The 18,933-nt window shown below is 64.3% G+C and carries 17 protein-coding genes and 2 pseudogenes; 8 read left to right on the plus strand and 11 right to left on the minus strand.

Annotated elements, in window-relative coordinates; all coding sequences use genetic code 11:
- Window positions 1-11: 11 nt before the first annotated feature.
- Window positions 12-1,100, minus strand: a complete 1,089-nt coding sequence (hrcA, locus tag ACO054_RS17555; protein WP_421707880.1) for a heat-inducible transcriptional repressor HrcA — start codon at window positions 1,098-1,100, stop codon at window positions 12-14.
- A 288-nt stretch (window positions 1,101-1,388) separates the two neighbouring features.
- On the opposite strand from hrcA, the gene rph reads away from it, so the two are divergent.
- From rph to hemW, 3 genes are all read left to right on the plus strand, one after another.
- Window positions 1,389-2,114 carry a ribonuclease PH gene (gene rph / locus ACO054_RS17560; RefSeq protein ID WP_421707881.1) on the plus strand — a complete coding sequence of 242 codons (726 nt, stop codon included), beginning with the start codon at window positions 1,389-1,391 and terminating at the stop codon, window positions 2,112-2,114.
- A 64-nt stretch (window positions 2,115-2,178) separates the two neighbouring features.
- Entirely contained in the window at window positions 2,179-2,799 is a 621-nt protein-coding gene (gene rdgB / locus ACO054_RS17565) for an RdgB/HAM1 family non-canonical purine NTP pyrophosphatase (RefSeq protein WP_421707882.1), read from the plus strand.
- A 173-nt stretch (window positions 2,800-2,972) separates the two neighbouring features.
- Window positions 2,973-4,142, plus strand: coding sequence for a radical SAM family heme chaperone HemW (hemW, locus tag ACO054_RS17570; protein WP_421707883.1), 1,170 nt, complete (start codon window positions 2,973-2,975; stop codon window positions 4,140-4,142).
- A 69-nt stretch (window positions 4,143-4,211) separates the two neighbouring features.
- On the opposite strand, the gene ACO054_RS17575 is transcribed toward hemW, so the two are convergent.
- Window positions 4,212-4,742: a DUF2244 domain-containing protein gene (locus tag ACO054_RS17575; protein ID WP_421707884.1), complete on the minus strand. Its 531-nt coding sequence runs from the start codon at window positions 4,740-4,742 to the stop codon at window positions 4,212-4,214.
- 356 nt (window positions 4,743-5,098) lie between these two features.
- Between ACO054_RS17575 and nth the strand changes: the two genes are divergently transcribed.
- The gene (nth, locus tag ACO054_RS17580; RefSeq protein ID WP_421707885.1) at window positions 5,099-5,779 is read left to right on the plus strand and encodes an endonuclease III; all 681 of its coding nucleotides are present in this window, start codon (window positions 5,099-5,101) and stop codon (window positions 5,777-5,779) included.
- Window positions 5,780-5,815: 36 nt separating this feature from the next.
- Here nth and ACO054_RS17585 read toward each other — a convergent pair whose 3' ends face one another.
- From ACO054_RS17585 to ACO054_RS17625, 9 genes and pseudogenes are all read right to left on the minus strand, one after another.
- The gene (locus ACO054_RS17585) at window positions 5,816-6,214 is read right to left on the minus strand and encodes an HIT domain-containing protein (protein ID WP_421707886.1); all 399 of its coding nucleotides are present in this window, start codon (window positions 6,212-6,214) and stop codon (window positions 5,816-5,818) included.
- Window positions 6,215-6,303: 89 nt separating this feature from the next.
- Window positions 6,304-6,999, minus strand: coding sequence for a phosphate regulon transcriptional regulator PhoB (gene phoB, locus ACO054_RS17590; RefSeq protein ID WP_421707887.1), 696 nt, complete (start codon window positions 6,997-6,999; stop codon window positions 6,304-6,306).
- Between the two features lie 70 nt (window positions 7,000-7,069).
- Window positions 7,070-7,798, minus strand: a complete 729-nt coding sequence (gene phoU, locus ACO054_RS17595) for a phosphate signaling complex protein PhoU (protein ID WP_421707888.1) — start codon at window positions 7,796-7,798, stop codon at window positions 7,070-7,072.
- A gap of 46 nt (window positions 7,799-7,844) precedes the next feature.
- The gene (gene pstB, locus ACO054_RS17600; RefSeq protein WP_421707889.1) at window positions 7,845-8,708 is read right to left on the minus strand and encodes a phosphate ABC transporter ATP-binding protein PstB; all 864 of its coding nucleotides are present in this window, start codon (window positions 8,706-8,708) and stop codon (window positions 7,845-7,847) included.
- 14 nt (window positions 8,709-8,722) lie between these two features.
- A pseudogene (gene pstA / locus ACO054_RS17605) lies at window positions 8,723-9,532 on the minus strand (phosphate ABC transporter permease PstA); the annotation flags it as partial.
- A gap of 537 nt (window positions 9,533-10,069) precedes the next feature.
- Window positions 10,070-10,582: pseudogene (locus ACO054_RS17610) on the minus strand (DUF3333 domain-containing protein); the annotation flags it as partial.
- Window positions 10,548-11,930: a phosphate ABC transporter permease subunit PstC gene (pstC, locus tag ACO054_RS17615; RefSeq protein WP_421707890.1), complete on the minus strand. Its 1,383-nt coding sequence runs from the start codon at window positions 11,928-11,930 to the stop codon at window positions 10,548-10,550. The gene pstC and the pseudogene ACO054_RS17610, both read right to left, overlap by 35 nt.
- A gap of 332 nt (window positions 11,931-12,262) precedes the next feature.
- Window positions 12,263-13,276 carry a substrate-binding domain-containing protein gene (locus tag ACO054_RS17620; protein ID WP_421707891.1) on the minus strand — a complete coding sequence of 338 codons (1,014 nt, stop codon included), beginning with the start codon at window positions 13,274-13,276 and terminating at the stop codon, window positions 12,263-12,265.
- Between the two features lie 183 nt (window positions 13,277-13,459).
- Entirely contained in the window at window positions 13,460-14,947 is a 1,488-nt protein-coding gene (locus ACO054_RS17625; RefSeq protein WP_421707892.1) for an ATP-binding protein, read from the minus strand.
- 294 nt (window positions 14,948-15,241) lie between these two features.
- Here ACO054_RS17625 and ACO054_RS17630 point away from each other — a divergent pair, with 294 nt between their 5' ends.
- From ACO054_RS17630 to ACO054_RS17645, 4 genes are read left to right on the plus strand one after another with little or no spacing between them, the layout of a single operon-like run.
- Entirely contained in the window at window positions 15,242-16,030 is a 789-nt protein-coding gene (locus tag ACO054_RS17630) for a (Fe-S)-binding protein (protein ID WP_421707893.1), read from the plus strand.
- A gap of 4 nt (window positions 16,031-16,034) precedes the next feature.
- Window positions 16,035-17,480 (plus strand): LutB/LldF family L-lactate oxidation iron-sulfur protein, encoded by a 1,446-nt coding sequence (locus ACO054_RS17635; RefSeq protein ID WP_421707894.1) that lies wholly within the window; start codon window positions 16,035-16,037, stop codon window positions 17,478-17,480.
- Entirely contained in the window at window positions 17,477-18,157 is a 681-nt protein-coding gene (locus ACO054_RS17640; protein ID WP_421707895.1) for a LutC/YkgG family protein, read from the plus strand. The genes ACO054_RS17635 and ACO054_RS17640 overlap by 4 nt, the downstream gene beginning before the upstream one ends.
- Window positions 18,154-18,732, plus strand: a complete 579-nt coding sequence (locus tag ACO054_RS17645; RefSeq protein ID WP_421707896.1) for a Smr/MutS family protein — start codon at window positions 18,154-18,156, stop codon at window positions 18,730-18,732. Before ACO054_RS17640 ends, ACO054_RS17645 begins: the two co-directional genes overlap by 4 nt.
- Window positions 18,733-18,933 lie beyond the last annotated feature (201 nt).

Genomic DNA, 18,933 nt, shown 5'->3' on the forward strand with positions numbered 1-18,933 from the left:
AGTCTTTAAAATCAGGCAAGCCGGCCAAGCAACCGGCCGACGGCCTGAGCGGTATAGTCCACCATCGGAATGATCCGGGCATAGTCGATGCGGGTCGGACCGATCACGCCGACGGCGCCGACAATCTGCTGTTCGCTGTTGGTATAGGGTGCGACCACCAGCGAACAGCCCGCCAGGCCGAACAGCTCGTTCTGGGCGCCGATGAAGATCTGCACGCCTTCGGCCGTCTCGGTCATCTCCAACAGCTTGAGAAGCGCCTCCTTGCGCTCCAGAGCCGTGAAAAGATGCCGAATGCGCTCCAGATCCTCCAGAGCCTGAACATCCTCGAGCAACTGATGCTGACCGCGCACGATCAAGGCCCCGCCACCGCCCGGGGCGTCGCCCGACCAAGTGGCCAGACCGGCCTCGATCACCTTACGCGTCAGGGAGTTCAGCTCGGCCCGTTCCTGGGTCAGCTCGCTCTGGATGGCTCCACGGGCCTCGCCGAGGCCGCGGTCGCGCAAGCGCGCAGCCAGGTAGTTGCCGGCCTCCACCAAGGAAGACGGCGGTAGACCGATGGGAACGTCGATGACGCGGTTTTCGACGTTCCCCGACTGAGTCACCAGAACCACCAGGGCGCGCCCGGGGCCGAGAGAGACGAACTCGATGTGCTTGAGCGGCGCGTCCGACTTGGGGGCGAAGACCAGACCGGCGCAGCGCGACAGACCGGACAGCATGGAGGAGGTCTCCTCCATCACCTCGGTAAAGCTGCGGCCCTGCGCGGCGCAGCGCGCATCGATCTCCGAGCGCTCCTCGCGGGTCAGGTTGCCGCGTTCCAGCAATCCGTCGACGAAGAGGCGCAGGCCGAGCTCGGTCGGCAACCGGCCGGCCGAGGTGTGGGGGGCCATCAGCAGCCCGAGATCCTCCAGGTCCGCCATAACGTTGCGGATCGTGGCCGGGGATAGGGTCATGCCGAGCTGCCGCGAGAGACTGCGCGAACCGATCGGGGCGCCAGTCTCGACGTAGGCCTCTACGATACGGCGAAAGATGTCGCGGTGCCGGGCGTTGAGGCTTCCCAGCTCACCGGCGATCTCCTCGACTACGGACCTTACGCTACTCATCTCGGCTGCGTTCTGTTCCTGGATTGACCTGCCGTCTCGCACGTGCCGCGCAGGCTGCGCCCAGCGGCTTCCGATGTAGGCGAACCGGACGATCACTTCAACGCCATCCGCCTTGGGCGATCCCCCTGAGAGATCCCCCTGAGCGATCCCGGGCCAGACCGGCTGCAATCCGAACGCGCGTCGACCGGAGCCCAAGGAAACCTTGGACAGGATCCTTGCACGCTCGCGGGCAGCCGCGCTATGCCCCGCCGAACACCTCTTCACCGGCAATACCAGGAGTTCCCGACTATGCGCCCAAGTGGCCGCACGCGCGATCAGCTGCGCCCCGTCGTCTTGGAAACCGACGTCAACAAGTATGCCGAGGGCTCTTGCCTGGCCAAGTTCGGCGACACCCACGTTCTCTGCACCGCCAGTCTGGTAGAGGGCGTGCCGCCCTGGCTGCGTAATTCGGGGCGCGGCTGGGTCACGGCCGAATACGGCATGCTGCCGCGTGCCACTGACAGCCGCATGGACCGCGAAGCAGCGCGTGGAAAGCAGTCGGGCCGGACACAGGAGATCCAGCGCCTGATCGGCCGTTCCTTGCGGGCCGTCACCGACCTGACCGGCTTCGGCGAGCGACAAATCAAGCTCGACTGCGACGTTATCCAGGCCGACGGTGGGACGCGTACGGCCTCGATTACCGGTGCGTACGTAGCGCTACACCTCTGTTTTCAGCACATGCAGCGTTTCGGTGCGGTCAAGGCGATCCCACTGCGCGAGCCGATCGCCGCGATCTCCTGTGGGATCTATCAGGGTGAAACGGTGCTAGACCTGGACTACGCGGAGGATTCGGCGGCCCAAGCCGACGCCAACTTCGTTCTAACCGCCAGCGGCGGCATCGTCGAGGTTCAGGCAACGGCCGAGCAGGATCCCTTTAGCCGCGCGCAATACGACCAGCTGCTGGAGCTGGCGGAGCGAGGTGTCGCCGAGCTGGTCGCCCTGCAACAGCAAGCTGTCGACCTGTCGTCGGCTTGACCGCCCAGGTACGCCTCACCTACGGGGGCTGCACAAATCGCATCGGGTAACTATGTTACCGCGCATGCAGCCGCGTACGCTCACAGGCAGACTGGTCATCGCCAGCCACAATCCCGGAAAGGTCCGGGAAATCAGGGATCTGGTCGCGCCCTTCGGGCTCGAAGCCATCTCGGCGGGAACGCTCGGCCTGCCGGAACCGGAGGAGACGGGGACGTCCTTCGCGGCGAACGCCGAGTTGAAGGCCTTGGCCGCAGCCATCGGCGCAGATCTGCCGGCACTGGCCGACGATTCGGGATTGGTGGTGCCGGCGCTCGACGGTGCGCCGGGCATCTACTCTGCGCGCTGGGCCGGTCCCGAAAAGGACTTCTCCATGGCCATGGCGCGTGTCGAGCGGGAACTGGGCGACCGGACGACGGCGAGTAACGGCGCCGCCGCGCACGCCCACTTCGTTTGCGCCTTGGCGCTAGCCTGGCCGGACGGCTCCGTCGAAGTCTTTGAGGGCCGTGTGGAGGGGGAGCTAACCTTTCCGCCGCGTGGCGAGCAGGGCTTCGGCTACGATCCCATTTTCCTGCCGCAGGGCGACAGCCGCACCTTCGGGGAGATGGATCCGGCGGAGAAGCACGCGATCAGCCACCGGGCGCGCGCCTTCGCGCAGCTGCAACGCCGTCTGGAAGATCTGCAGTAACCGGCCTACGGTGATCGCGGCAGCTTGCCGCAGCATCGCTGCTGGGCCCGTCAGACGGCGAGCTGTCGTCCGTCAGGAAGCTTGAACCAACCGTGCGAAACAGCCTGATCGACGAATCTCCTGTCGTTTCTGCTGGCTCCAGTGAGCCTGCGGAGTGCAACAGGCAGCCGGCCATGGCGCATCCAACAGCGCTCGACCCCGGTTTCGGCATCTACGTTCATTGGCCCTTCTGCCGGGCCAAGTGTCCCTACTGCGACTTCAACAGCCACGTCCGCGAGACGATCGATCAGGCGCGCTGGCGCGCGGCGCTGCTGACCGAACTGAGGCACTATGCCAGCGAAACGCCCGGACGGACTGTAACCTCGATCTTCTTCGGTGGCGGCACGCCGTCCCTAATGGCGCCCGAGACGACTGCGGCATTGGTGGAGGCCGTCACGGACCTCTGGCCGGTTTCGCCCGACATCGAGGTGACGCTGGAGGCCAATCCTACGTCCGTCGAGGCCGAACGCTTCGCCGCCTACGCCGCGGCTGGGGTCAACCGCGTTTCGCTCGGCGTCCAGGCCCTGAACGACGACGATCTTCGCTTCCTGGGCCGTGAACACGACACGGCGGAGGCGCTGGCCGCCGTGGCGCTGGCCCGGGCGCAGTTCGCGCGGGTTTCGTTCGACCTGATCTACGCCAGGCCGGGGCAAAGGCAGGACGACTGGGCTGAGGAACTGCGCCGTGCCCTGGGCGAAGGCTGCAACCACCTCTCGCTCTATCAACTGACCATCGAGCAGAACACGGTCTTCCACGCGCGGGCCCGTCGCGGCGAGCTGCCGCTGGCCGATCCTGAGACGGCCGCCGATCTCTTCGAGGCGACTCAGGAGAGTCTCGCCACGGAGGGATTGCCGGCCTACGAGATCTCGAACCACGCGCGCCCCGGCGAGGCCAGCCGCCATAACCTTACCTACTGGCATGGCGGCGATTACCTTGGCATCGGACCCGGGGCTCATGGCCGCGTGACGCTCGGTGCAGATAAGTTCGCGACCCGACAGCACCGCGCGCCCGAGATCTGGCTGGCAACGGTCGAGCAGGCCGGTCATGCGACTCGGACGCGCCAGGCGCTCAGCCGCGAAGACCGTCTGACGGAGCTTCTGATGATGGGCCTCCGCCTGCAGGAGGGCATCCGGCGCGCTGCCTTCCAAAGGGAACTGGGCGCGGAACCCGAAACGCTGCTGGACGCCCGCAAAGTGGAGGCGCTGTCCAAGGAGGGCTATCTGGTCCTGGACGACGCGGGATTGCGGGCCACAGCCGCAGGCCTGATGCGTCTGGACACCCTGCTGGGGTACCTGGCGGCCTAGAGCGGGCGAGCCCTTCGCCTATTTGGCGAAAGCGCAGGCACTCAGGTCAAGCAGGACAGTGCGGAATGGCTAGATCGTGACGGGCCCCGGAGCGCAGCGGCAGACGGCGAGGTGCTGCTGCAGTTCGCGCGCCAAGGAGAGTCGCTCCTCGGGTGTCAGAAAGGCGCCGATGACCAGGGACTTCCCGTGACTGCGCAGGGTGAGTTGGCTTTCGTGCTCGGGCGGATCGTCCATGCGCACCTGGAGCCAGTAGGGTTGGAAGGTCCAACGCTTTTCCGCGCCCCAGTGATCGACCCGGCGCACCACCAGCGCGTCGCGGGTCAAGACCACCTCCTCGAACATGCGCGCCCGGCGGTAGTTGATCCGGAAGGCGAGATAGATCAGCAGCACGTCGGCGCCCATGAAACCGACCACCGGCCAGGCGCCCATCAGGAAGAAGGCAACGCCGGCCGTGAAGCTGACGGCGCAGACGAGCGACATGAGGACGAGAAAACCGCGCGGACTGAGCGAGCGATGCGGTGTCAGCATCGCATCGAACAGCACTGCGGCGGCGCCCGGTGCGGTCTCGAGGGCTTTTGCGGTCGGAAGAGCTTGCGCCATAACACAAAGACTCTAGGTCGGAATGCCCGCTTGGGCTAGCACTGCGCAACCTGCAGCGCCAACTCGCCGCGCCTGAAGGACGTTCGGGACGTCGCCGCAGCACCGCCCGCGGAGCAACTCCAACTTTCCCGGCTGGCCGACAGTGCGCCGAAACAGCAAGCCGTCAGGGCGGCTGGTAGAGAAGATCGGGATGACCTCTGAGAGTATCCTGAGGCGATACGTCGTTCTCGCGACTATCATTGGGCGATTGCGCTATCCAGCGCTCGCGTCTGTCCCTATCCCGCTGCAAGTTAGACCGGAGAGGCTGTCGAGATCGACCGAGTGGGGGTCGGCGGCCAGCAAGATGGAAGTTCGACATGAAAAAAGCGGATATCGCCGAAGTCTTCACCCGCTTCGCTGCGGCTTCGCCGGAGCCGAAGGGAGAGCTAGAGTACGTCAACTCTTACACCCTTCTGGTCGCCGTCGTGCTGTCGGCGCAGGCCACCGACGTCGGCGTCAACAAGGCCACGCGCAAGCTGTTTCAGGTTGCCGATACGCCGGAGAAGATGCTGGCCCTCGGGGAAGCCAAGCTGAAGGACCACATCAAGACCATCGGTCTGTTCAACTCCAAGGCAAAGAACGTGATCGCCCTGTCGCGGCAACTGCTGGCCGAGCACGCGGGGCTGGTTCCTCAGGATCGCGATGCGCTGGTGAAGCTCCCAGGCGTGGGCCGTAAGACCGCGAACGTCGTACTCAATATGGCCTTCGGGCAGGAGACTATCGCCGTCGACACCCACATCTTCCGCGTGTCCAACCGCACAGGCTTGGCACCGGGAAAGACCGTCGATGCGGTGGAGCAGAAACTTGAGAAGGCGGTGCCCGCAGACCGCAAGCTCCATGCGCACCATTGGTTGATCCTGCACGGACGCTACGTCTGCAAGGCGCGCAAACCGGACTGCCCAAGCTGCCTGATCAGCGATCTTTGTGCCTACAAGGCCAAGACGACCGCCGACGGCAAAGCGGCGAAACCGCCCAGACGGCGCAGAACGGCCGCCTGAGCTAGAGCAGGATCGTCGCTTCCCGACTCACCTTCCTCAGGTTTGCTTCTCGACCGGCTTGATCATGCGCCCAAGGTCGGTGCCGGCGAAGATATGCATGTGGAAGTGCGGAACTTCCTGGTGAGCGTCGGCGCCATGGTTGGCAACGATGCGGTATCCGGGTTCGACCGCCCCGAGAGTCCGGGCGACCTGACCGAGCAGTCGGAAGAAGTCGGCAATCTCGGCATCGCTGGCTTGAGCCGAGAAGTCGTCGGACGAGACGTAGGCCCCCTTCGGAATCACCAGCACATGGGTCGGAGTCTGCGGATCGATGTCCCGAAACGCCAGGCTGTGGGCGCTTTCGGCCACCTTGTCGCAGGGAATCTCTCCGCGGATGATGCGCGCGAAGACGTTCCCGTCGTCGTAGGCGCTACGGTCGTTCTGATCTGGGGCCACGTGCGGTTCCTCGTAGTGGTGTTCCGCACTTCAATAGCATCCCGTGCGGCACCGCAAAACGGCGCGCTGGTGGCGGCGTGAATCGCAATCTAGGCCGCTTGGGCCCGGTCCAGGGCGTAGCCGGCCGACCGGACCGTCCGGATAAGATCCGCCTCGTCGTCGATATTGAGGGCCTTGCGCAGTCGGCGGATGTGGACGTCGACGGTGCGCGGTTCCACATAGACATCGCGGCCCCAGACCGCGTCGAGCAGCTGTTCCCGACTGAAGACGCGGCCGGGATGCTGCATGAGGTAGCGCAACAGGCGGAACTCGGTCGGTCCCAGATGCACATCGCGCGGTCCGCGGCGAACCCGGTGCGCCGCGAGATCCATCTCCAGATCGTCGAACTGCAAGGTCTCGTTGGCCAACGCGGGCTGCGCACGGCGCAGAACGGCACGCATCCGTGCAACCAGTTCCGCCGGCGAGAAGGGTTTGGTGAGGTAGTCGTCGGCGCCGCTGTCGAGGCCGCGCACCTTGTCCGCTTCCTCGCCGCGTGCCGTAAGCAGGATGATGGGAACGTCACGGGTTTCCGGCGCCCGACGCAGCTGCCGGCAGACTTCCAGTCCGCTCATCAGGGGCAGCATCCAGTCGAGCAGCACCAGATCAGGCCGCTCTTCCTTAGCGAGCACCAGGGCTTCTTCTCCGTCCCGCGCGTCGACCAGACGGAAGCCTTCGCGTTCCAGATTGTAACGCAGCAGCGTGACCAGCGCGGCTTCGTCTTCGACAAGTAGTATCAAAGGCTTCATAGCGGCAGGAATCCCCCGAAACTGCGGCGCCTGCGACGGCACCTCTTCTCCTGAACGCCCAACCGGGCGCTCACACCTCGGTCGGCGGCGACAGGACCGCGTAGCTGCTGGTGTCGCCCTTGGGGCGGCCGCCGACGATCCTGTCTCCGGTGACCAGGAAGTGAACGACCTCCGCGATGTTGGTCGCATGATCGCCCATGCGCTCCACATTCTTGGCAATGAAGAGCAGGTGGGTGCAAGGCGTGATGTTCCGTGGATCCTCCATCATGTAGGTCAGGGTTTCCCGGAACAGAGAGGTGTACATCTCGTCGATCTCGGCATCGCTTTCCCAAACGTCGATGGCCTTGTCCGGATCGCGTTCGACATAGGCATCCAAGACCCGCTTGATGTTGGCCAGCACCAGTTGCGCCATACGCGGCAGCGTATGGGCAGGCTCGGTCATGGGAACCTGATTCAGCGCCATGGACCGCTTGGCCACGTTGGCGGAGTAGTCGCCGATCCGCTCAAGATCCGCCGAGATCTTCAGGGCGGCGATCACCTCGCGCAGGTCTTGCGCCATGGGTTGGCGAAGCGCCAGAAGCTGTACGACCTGCTCGTCGATCTCCTGCTCCAGGGCATCGATCTGCGCATCGTCCTGCACGACCTGCGCTGCCATCTCGCTGTTGCGGCGGCTGAGCGCCTCCACGGCCTGGGCGAGCTGGCTCTCCGCCAAGCCCCCCATACGAATGATCGATTGGCTGAGCCGGGTCAGCTCCTTGTCGAAAGCTCGGACGGTATGTTCGGCGGAGGTATCTGGCACTGCTATTCCTTTCACACCCGGCGCCGCTGACGCCGGGACCGGGCGATCAGCCGAAGCGCCCGGTAATGTAGTCCTGCGTACGCTGGTCCTTGGGGTTGGTGAAGATCTGCTCGGTCTCGTCGCTTTCGACCAGAATACCAAGATGGAAGAAAGCCGTCCTCTGGCTGACGCGGGCAGCCTGCTGCATCGAGTGAGTCACGATCACGATGGTGAAGTTCTGCCGCAACTCGTCGATCAGCTCCTCGATCTTCGCCGTTGCAATGGGGTCGAGCGCCGAACAGGGCTCGTCCATCAGAATGACCTCCGGGTTCACCGCGATGGCCCGTGCGATACAAAGACGCTGCTGCTGGCCGCCGGACAGGCCGGTGCCCGGCGTGTCCATGCGGTCCTTCACCTCTTCCCAGAGGCCGGCCCGCTGGAGACTGCTTTGGACGATCTCATCCATGTCCGACTTGGAGTTGCCGATGCCGTGAATGCGCGGTCCGTAGGCGATGTTGTCGTAGATCGACTTCGGAAAGGGATTCGGCTTCTGGAACACCATGCCGACCCGGGCGCGTAGCTGAACGACGTCGAGCTTTGGATCGTAGACGTCCTCGCCGTCCATCTCGATCTTGCCCTCGACCCGGCAGCCGTCGATCACGTCGTTCATGCGGTTGATGCAGCGCAGATAGGTGGACTTGCCGCAGCCGGAGGGACCGATGAGCGAGGTCACTTCGTACTGGCGGATGTCGAGATCGACATTCTCCAGCGCTTGCGCCTGCCCGTAGTAGACGTTGACGTCCCGCGACTTGATCTTCACCGGCTGTTCGTTGCTGAAAGCCACCGGGCGCTCCGCTTGGTCATGACCGCTGCCGGGCCTGTCGGAGATACCGCTGTCGGTCATCGTTTCCTGTGCCTCTTGAATGCTCACGATCCTCGCACCCCCTACCATCGCCGTTCGAAGCGTTTGCGCAGTATCACGGCCATCGCGTTCATGAAAATCAAGAAGGTCAACAGCACCATGATCGCCGCCGAGGTCTTGGCCACGAAAGCCCGTTCCGGGGCGTCGGCCCAGAGAAAGATCTGAACCGGCAAGACGGTGGCCGCGTCGGTGAAACCGCCCGGGACGTCGGCGATGAAGGCGACCATGCCAATCATCAGCAGAGGCGCCGTTTCGCCCAAGGCCTGCGCCATTCCGATAATGGTCCCGGTCAGGATCCCCGGCATGGCCAGCGGCAGAACATGATGCGTCACCGTCTGCACCTTCGACGCACCGACACCAAGCGCGGCCTCGCGGATCGAGGGAGGCACCGCCTTCAAAGCGGCACGCGACGCAATGATCACGGTCGGCAAGGTCATCAGTGCAAGCACCATGCCACCGACCAGCGGCGCCGAGCGCGGCAGTCCGAAGAAGTTGAGGAACATCGCCAGACCGAGCAGGCCGAAGACGATCGACGGCACCGCCGCCAGGTTGTTGATGTTCACTTCGATCAGGTCGGTCAAACGATTCTTCGGCGCGAACTCCTCCAGGTAGATCGCTGCCAGAACGCCGACCGGGAAGGCCAGAGTCAGCGTGATCACCAGTGTGAGGAAGGACCCCACCACGGCGCCCCAAATCCCCGCCTGCTCCGGCTCGCGGCTGTCGGCCTCTGTGAAGAACTTGGTGTTGAAGACGGTTTGGACCTGTCCCTGTTCGCGCAGGGTTTCGATCCAGGCCACCTCGTTGTCCTTCACGCGGCGATCGGATTCCGCAATGACGTATGAAAGAAGGGTCCAATCCTCCGGCTGCGCGCTGACTTCCGACTCCAAGGGAATCAGAACCTCGCCCCTGGCCCGTGCCGGCCCGACGGCGGTCAGCTTCACCAGGCCTCCGTTGATGGCGACGAGATAGCTCGGCAAACGGTTGTTCAGCTCCTCGATACCGCCGACCCGCAGGGAACGGGCACGCAGGTCCTCGGCATCCCGCGCCGTCGCCTCCGAGGCCGCAGTCAGCGAGCCGATCTGAGCCTCCAGCCGCGCCGCTCGTTCCTCGAAACGCGGAATATCCTCCGCATCGGCTTCTGCCAGATCCTCGCGTACCTCCGCGAGGTCATCCCGCAAACGCTGGGCGGCGTTGCCCGCAGCTTCGGAGGCAGCAAGGCGATCGTCCGAAAGTTCGGCCAGCCGCGTCTTAACTTCATTTGAGATGTTCGCGAAATCGTTGGCGCCGGTTAGAACCTCGATCTCACCGGACGTACCGGTCGGCGTGGCGATACCGACGACCTCGAAGGTTTCGATCGGCGTGATCTGGCCCTTCACATAGGTGTCGATGTCGTCGGAGGAGGTAATCCAAACCCTGACCGTCTGGTCGATCAGATCCGGATTTTCCTCGACGGCCGCCTGAAGCTCGAAAGAGGCGTCTCGGGTCACGAGATTGCGCAGCGCGCGCCGTTCCGTCCGATCCTCGACGTTCGGAAAGAGCGCGAAGAGCGCATCGTTCACAAGACTGCGGAACTCGCCGTCGACGTCGATGATCTCGCCATCAGCATTGCGTTCGATCTGGATCTCGTTCGGATCCAGGAAGACGTCCAGCCCGATCTGGGTCTGAAAGAAGGCTGTCCAGCCACGCCCGACGATCGAGAAGAGCAGAATGCCCAGCATGATCACGGCCGCCGCGATCGCCAGACGCCCATAGGTCTTGAAGCGCGTCTCGGCGGCGTAGCGCTTGCGAACCCGGGCCGGAGAGAGATCCGGCCGGCGGATCGCGATGCCTTCGGAGGGTGCGGTCGCGTCAGTCATACTTCTCTCGGTACTTGCGGACGACATGGAGGGCGATGACGTTGAGGCAGAGCGTCACGAAGAAGAGCGTGAGACCGAGGGCGAAGGCGGCCAGAGTCTTGGCGCTGTCGAACTCCTGGTCGCCGACCAGCAGCGTGACGATCTGAACCGTCACCGTCGTCACCGCCTCGAGCGGATTGGCGGTGAGATTGGCGGCCAGACCCGCCGCCATCACGACGATCATCGTCTCGCCGACGGCACGGCTGACCGCCAGCAGCACCGAGCCCACGATGCCCGGAAGCGCGGCCGGTAAAATGACCTGGCGCACCGTCTCCGCCTTGGTCGCCCCCAGCGCGTAGGCGCCATCGCGCAGGGACTGCGGAACGGCGTTCATCACGTCGTCGGACAGGGAGGAGACGAAGGGGATGATCATGATTCCCATGACGATTCCGGCGGCCAAGGCGGACTCGGACGAGACAGTCAGGCCGATGGATTCACCGGTATTCCGAAAGAAGGGCGCGACGGTCAGCGCCGCGAAGAAGCCGTAGACCACGGTCGGAACGCCGGCCAGGATCTCCAGCACGGGCTTAGCCGAGGAGCGCAGCTTCTTCCCCGCATACTCGGACATGTAGATCGCGCTGAAGAGACCGATCGGCACCGCGACGCACATAGCGATCAGCGTGATCAGCAGTGTTCCGGCAAACAGGGGAATGGCGCCGAAGGCACCCGACGATCCGACCTGGTCGGCACGCAAGGCGATCTGAGGTGACCATTGGGTGCCGAAGAGGAATTCCGTGATCGGCACCTTGCTGAAGAAGCGACCGGTTTCGAAGAGCAGGGAAAAAATGATCCCGATCGTGGTCATGATCGCGATTGTCGAGGCGACGATCATGATGATCGAAGCAGTCCGTTCGACTTTGTTGCGCGCGCGCATGTCTGGCTGAACCCGCCGCAGCGCAAGAAGGCCGCCACCGGCCATCAGAGCCACCATCACGGCGATCATCAGCCAACGGCTCGCGGCCAGGGTCTCGGCATAGACCTGGCCCGCAGTCTGATAGATCGGGTCCAGGGCGCCGGAGACGATACCCCCGAGCGCACGCGCTTCGATATCTCCGATCAGGAGTCGCTGCTCATCGACACTGCGCTGGGAGAATTCGTCGGGCAGATTGGCGATCAGCCGCATCTCCGCGACATGCGGCTCGGCGATCAACCAGAGCACCATCACCACCAGGGCAGGCAGCAACACCCAGGATGCCAGATAGAGGCCATGATAGCTGGGCAGCGAATGGAGTTGCTGGGGCCTGTTGCCGGTCACAGCATAGGCCTGCCGCGTGCCGAGCAGATAGCCGGCGACCGTCAGACCCAGCATGACCAAGAGAACGACCGAAATACCCATAGTTCCACGCGTCCCCAACCGCGTTTTTCGAACAGTTCGCCGCCCGCGGAGGCCAGCCGGAGCACTGTGCCCCGCGATCCTGTCTTACCTGTGACGCCCTACTCGAAGCGGCTTCGAAGTACTTTCACGCCCGCTCTTCTATGCCCGACCTGGGCCCGACCTGGACTGCATCTCTTCTCGTGATCTCGGCTTGCAAAGCTAGCCGTTCTATTTGGTAATTTTCAAAAGAAGGAACTTCGCAAAATATAGTTCTGGCTTTTCGAGGCCGAGCCGGCGGTCGGATCTGTCTGTCACCGACCGCCGGACATCGAACCTTAGTCGAGGGTCGGAAGCTACATGGTCAGCTTCTGAAGACCGCGCGCCTGCTGCTGCATTTCGGCACGATCATCCTCGGGCAAGGGGATCAGACCACGATCGGCCAGGTAGCCGTCGGGGCCCCAAGAGTCGTCCGAGGTGAACTCGGCGATGTATTCTTCGATCCCAGGGATCACACCGACGTGCTCGTTCTTCACGTAGAAGTACAGCGAGCGAGACACGCCGTAGTCACCAGCGGCGATATTGTCGAAAGTCGGATCGACGCCATTGATCAGGGAGCCCTGGATGGCATCGCGGTTCTGGTCGAGGAAGGAGAAACCGAAGATGCCCAGAGCGACCGGGTTTGCCTGCAGCTTCTGAACGATCAGGTTGTCGTTCTCGCCGGCCTCGACGTAAGCACCGTCCTCACGGATTTCGGCGCAAGCGTCATCACCCAGCGTATCGGCCATGCCGGCCTCTTCGCAACCGGTCTCCATCATCAACTCGACGAAGGCATCGCGGGTGCCGGAGGTCGGCGGCGGGCCCAGCACCTCGATCCGCTCGGCCGGCAGCGACGGATCGATGTCGGACCAGAGGTTGTTCGGATTGGCGACGGACTCACCGTTGACCACGACGTTCTTGGCCAGGGCCCGGAAGACCTGGTCTTTGGTCAGCTCGTAGCGCGAATGGTCCTTGGAGTTGGCCAGCACGATACCGTCGAAGCCGACACGCACCTCGGTGATGGTGATGCCGTTCGAGGTGCAATCCTCGTACTCGGACGACTTGATCCGGCGCGAGGCGTTGGTGATGTCCGGATGACCCACGCCGACGCCGGCGCAGAACAGCTTCAGACCACCGCCCGAGCCGGTCGACTCGACGACGGGAGTCGGGAAATCGGTGTTGTTGCCGAACTGCTCCGCGACTGCAGTCGAGAAGGGGAACACCGTCGACGAACCGACGATGCGGATTTGGTCGCGCGACTGGGCCGCAGCCGAGGTGGCGGCAAGCGCCATTGCTGCAGCAGCCGCGAAGGCGAGCGTGTGCTTGATCACAGGAAGTCTCCGCTTGGCTGTGTTGGGCCGTAGTGAGGCACGCAAAGGACCGACGCCTCCCGAGCGCCAGGCAAGGCGGACCCTATCCAGCGGCGAGGTAGGAATTACTACGATATTATTACGCTTAGATGACACCGAAGGCCGGCTGTGGACGACGCGGGCCAGCCGCTGCGAGAGCGCCGCCTAAACGGCGCGACGCGGACGCGCCTCACCGGCGGCGCCGGCGCTTTGGGCCGGCTGAGGCGTCCGAACGGCCGTATGCGACGACGTTTCCTCGTCTTGCCCGTCGCGACCTTCGGACTCGCCTGCGCGCTGCAGATAGACGGTGAAGGTCGTCCCCCGACCGGCTTCGCTCTCGATCGTCAGTTGGCCGCGGTGCCGGTTCACGATGTGCTTCACGATCGCAAGCCCCAGACCGGTGCCGCCCAGTTCCCGCGATCTCGCCGTATCGACACGGTAGAAGCGCTCCGTCAGGCGCGGCAGATGTTCCCGAGGGATCCCTTCACCGTCGTCGATAACGGCGATCGCCACCGCCGGCCGGCCCATACGCCGCGCCGCAGGATCCTGCTGGGGATCCGGAAGACGCGCGCTGACGCGAACCTGGCCACCCTTACGGCCGTACTTGATGGCGTTGTCGAGCAGATTCTGGAAGACCTGCGCCAACTCGTCGGCTTCGCCGATCACGGCTGGCGCGCCCTCGACGTCCAGGCGGATCTCGACGACCTTCGCACGTGCCTTCAGTTCGAGCGCGCGGGCGACAGACTCCAGCACATCACCCAAATCGGCAGCGGTCGTCGGGGGCGTGTGCTCCTGCATCTCAATCCGCGAAAGGCTGAGCAGATCGTCCACCAGACGCGCCATGCGCAAGGCCTGCTCGTGCATGATGCCCAGGAAGCGATGCTGCGCCTCCCGATCGTCTCGCGCCGGGCCGGAGAGCGTCTCGATAAAGCCGATCAGGCTCGAAAGCGGCGTGCGCAGTTCGTGGCTGGCATTGGCAACGAAGTCCGCGCGCATCCGCTCGGCGCGTCGAATGCCGGTCAGATCGTGAAGCGACAGAATGGCTACGGTCCCGTCGAGCGCCGGAGTGCGCAGCGGCACCAGGCGCGCCGAGAAGTATCGTTCGATGTCGCCGTGCAACGAGAACTCGACGACCCGGTTCTCGCCCTGTCCGACGGCCGCGTCGGCGGCGTCGAGCAAGGCAGGGTTACGCAGGACACCGACTAGATCGCGCCCCATCAGACCGGTGCCGAAGAGATCCTCGGTCGCCGGGTTAGCCCTGACGATCCGCCGATTGCGATCGAGCATGATCAAGGGATCCGGCAGGTTGGACAGAATGGATTCGTTTCCGGCGATCGCCGCCTCCAGCTCGCGGCGGCGCCGCTGGCGTTCGCGTGCGGTGTCGACCAGCGATTCATCCAGTTCCGGCGCCAGAACCGGCGAAGATCCGCGCGGCGGACGGGGCAAGGGCGCGTCGTTCGTTCCGGCCGACTTCAAGGCTTCGATGTAGCCGGCGAGCGCCTTCACGTGGGCGAAGTGCGGATAGAGGATCGCGAAAACCGCCAGTGCGACCAAGCCGGAGCCGATCGCGGCGGTCTGCAAATCGAGACGGCCCAGGATCGCAAGACCGAACAGACAGAAGATACCCGGTCCGGCCAGCAGGAGGGTCGCCACCGGTAAACGCCGTCGCAAAATCGATTTACCGCGCATCGGCCGCAGTCCCGCTTTTAGCAGATCCCCAGCCTGCCGTTATGCCCCGCCGGCACAGAGTCCTGCCGCCGGTCATCTTCAAAGTCCGCACCATAACACAGGCCCATTACACAATCGCGGCGACGCCTGGCAACAGACCAGCAGCGCCGAGATGCGGCCGGGAAGACGCGGCGGAGGCAGCGCAAACCGGTGTAGCGCCTTGCCTTTTGAAATTGGTCATACCATTCTCGCAATCCAGCCCTTGGGAGAAATCGCGCTATGTCCGATGCTGCGCCCGAGGCCGGAAAAACCGGCCCAAGAGTTGCGCTCTTCGTCACCTGTCTGGTGGATTTTTTCCGCCCAACCGTCGGTTTCGCGGCGGTGAAGCTGCTGGAGCAGGCAGGTTGCAGGGTCGAGGTTCCTCATGCCCAGACCTGCTGCGGACAGCCAGCTTACAATTCCGGCGACCGAGCCGACACCAAGGCCATTGCCCGTCAGGTCATCGCCGCCTTCGCAGACTACGATTACGTGGTCGTGCCCTCCGGCTCCTGTGCCGGGATGCTGCGCAAGCACTATCCGGCGCTTTTCGAGAAGGACCCCAAGCTCGCCGCGCCCGCGGCGAAGCTGGGAGAGCGCACTTACGAATTGATCTCCTTCCTGACCGATGTCCTGAAGGTCGATGGACTGGCTGGGCACTTTGCCGGCAGCGTGACCTATCATGACTCTTGCTCCGGGCTGCGCGAGCTCAAGGTCAAGGAACAGCCGCGCGCTCTGTTGCGCGGACTGACCGGGCTTCGCTTGGTCGAGCTCCAGGAACCCGAGGTCTGTTGCGGTTTCGGCGGAACCTTCTGCGTGAAGTATCCCGAAGTCTCCAACCAGATGGTCGATACCAAGGCGGAGGATATCGAGAACAGCGGCGCGGACCTGCTGCTTGCCGGAGACCTGGGCTGTCTGCTCAACATGGCCGGGAAGCTGAAACGACGCGGCGCCAAGACTCAGACGCGACATGTCGCCGAGGTGCTGGCCGGCATGACCGACGGTCCGGCCATCGGGGAAGGGAAGGACTAGCGCCATGCAGGCTACAAGCCGGAACTTCAAGGACAACGCCCACCGGGCGCTGAACGACGAGCAGCTTAGACGCGCGCTCGACAACATGAAGGAAGGCTTCATCGCCAAACGCGCGAAGGCGGCGGCGAAACTGCCCGAGTTCGACGCGCTGCGCGACCAGGCAAAGGAGATCAAGGACCACACCCTGGAGAACCTGGACGCCTACCTGGAGCTTTATGCCGAGCAGGTCGAAGCCACGGGAGGGAAGGTTCACTGGTGCCCGACCGCCGACGACGCTCGCAAGGCTGTGGTGGAGATCTGTCAGTCCGTCGGCGCCAAGACGGTGACCAAGGGCAAATCGATGATCGCCGAGGAACTGGCTCTGAACGATCATCTGGAGGCCAACGGGCTCGAACCGATTGAGACGGATCTGGGCGAGTACATCATTCAGCTTCGGAAGGAACCGCCCAGTCACATCATCGCGCCGGCCATCCACCTCAATAAGGAGCAAGTGGCGACCGACTTCCGAGCCGCCCACAGCGATCTCCCGTCGGACCGTCAGCTCGAAGAGCCGCAACAGCTCGTCGCCGAGGCACGTGCCGTGCTGCGCCAGAAATATCTGGACGCCGATGTCGGAATCACCGGCGCCAACTTCCTGGTCGCCGAAACCGGCACCTCGATCATCGTCACCAACGAGGGCAACGGCGACCTGACTCAGAGCCTGCCGAAGGTTCATATCGTCGTGGCCTCGATCGAGAAGATCGTGCCGACACTGGAAGACGCCAGCGCCATCCTGCGTGTCCTCGCCCGCTCCGCGACCGGACAGGAGTTTTCCACCTACACCACCTTTTCCACCGGCCCGCGACAGGCCGAGGACCCCGACGGTCCCGAGCAGTATCACGTCATTCTGCTCGACAACGGACGCTCGCAGATGTTGGGCGGGGAATTTCAGGACATGCTGCGCTGCATTCGGTGCGGTGCCTGCATGAATCACTGCCCTGTCTATCACTCTGTCGGCGGTCACGCCTACGGCTGGGTCTATCCGGGACCGATGGGGGCCGTCCTGACGCCCTCGCTGATCGGCGTCGACGAAGCCGGCCATCTGCCCAATGCCTCGACCTTCTGCGGGCGCTGCGAGGCCGTCTGCCCGATGCGCATACCGCTGCCCAAGATGATGCGCCACTGGCGCGAGCGGGAGTTCGAGAAACACCTCTCTCCACCGGCCATGCGGATCGGCCTGAGGGCCTGGACCTTCGTTGCACGCCGGCCGGCGCTCTATCGTTTCGCAACCGGTCTGAAAGCAAAGCTACTGGCCAGGGTCGCGGGCAAACGCGGGCGCTTCGCCTCCGTGCCTCTGGCCGGCGGCTGGACCGCCCATCGCGACCTGCCAGCGCCGGAGGGCCAGACCTTCATGTCCCTTTGGGCCGAGCGGCAGAAGGGCGACCCTGCCGCCAGGGAGAAGGCCGCATGAGCGCAGGGCGTGACGCAGTTCTCGGGGCCGTCCGCCGGTCCCTCGGACACGCTACGACGGACAGGGCAGCGGCCAAGGCCCGGATCGCGGCGCATCCGCGCGGCATTCGACCGGCCCGCAGCGACCGGGACTCGGCTGGGCAGGTCGATCTGTTCCAGGAACAGGCGGAAACCGTGAACGCCACCGTGAGACGCCTGGAGTCCCTGGAAGAGGTTCCCCAGGCCGTGGCCGACTATCTGAAAGACCACAATCTGCCCGGATCTCTCCGACTTGCGCCGGAACCGCAGCTCACGGCCCTGCCCTGGACCGATAGCGCGCCCCTTCTGACCGTGGCCAGCGGCAAGGCGGAACCGGAAGACGTGACCTCCCTGACGGCGGCCTTCGCGGGGATCGCCGAGACCGGGACCCTGATGCTGCATTCCGGACCCGAGGGTCCGACCACCCTGAACTTCCTGCCGGAAAATCATATCGTCGTCCTCAAGGCCAGTCAGGTCGTCGGCGCTTACGAGGATGCCTGGGATCGGCTGCGCGCAGCCCGGGATGGGGCCACCGTGCCCCGAACCGTCAATCTGATTACCGGCCCGTCGCGGACCGGCGATATCGAGCAGACGATCCAGCTCGGCGCCCACGGTCCCCGGCGCCTGCACATCCTGCTGGTCGAAGATGCGGTCGAGTGAGCAAGGACGACGACCTCGCGCTCTGGCGCAAGGTCGCCGAGACCGTCAAACCGCTCGAGCGGCGTAAAGTCCGTTTTCGCCCAAAGACGGCAAGTGCGGTCATAGACATCTCCACCGGCCCGATCGCAGCGAAGCCGTCCCCCAAGCTGAAAACCGTTCGGCGCAGCCTCACGCCGACTAGGACGGAGAAGCGAGACGCCGCAACCAACAGACAGCCCGTTCTGTCGCACGGCGAGACCGCGGGCGTAGACGGTCGAACCGCAGGCCGGCTGCGTCGCGGCAAACTGCCAATCGAGGCAACTCTCGACTTGCACGGCCATCGGCAAGACGACGCCCACCGGGCTCTTATCGGTTTCGTCACCGCGCACCATGGGGCCGGGCGGCGTTGCCTTCTGGTCGTCACCGGAAAGGGATTGCGTGGGGAGAGCGGCGGCGTCCTGCGCCAGAAGGTTCCGCTCTGGCTGAACGCCGCGCCTTTGCGAGATAAGGTTCTGGCCTTCGACTTCGCCCGGCCGGAACACGGCGGCAGCGGCGCGATCTACCTGTTGCTCCGACGCAAGCGCGATCGTGTTTGACGGAGACAGAGTTGCTGGCACCCAATAGGTGAACCGTCGACTCACGTTACGGTTGGAGCAGGGCAGGCAGCTAGCACGGCAGGTCTGAAGCGCGAAGCCGAGCAGGTCGACACGTGCCTCTCGACTTTCCATGACCCAGTGAATAAACCGTGATCGAGTTCATTCGAGTTACGGGAGTTCCAGCCTCATGGCCCTCTTCGG

It is taken from the genome of Algihabitans sp., assembly GCF_965226985.1.
Classification (GTDB): Bacteria; Pseudomonadota; Alphaproteobacteria; order Kiloniellales; family DSM-21159; genus Algihabitans.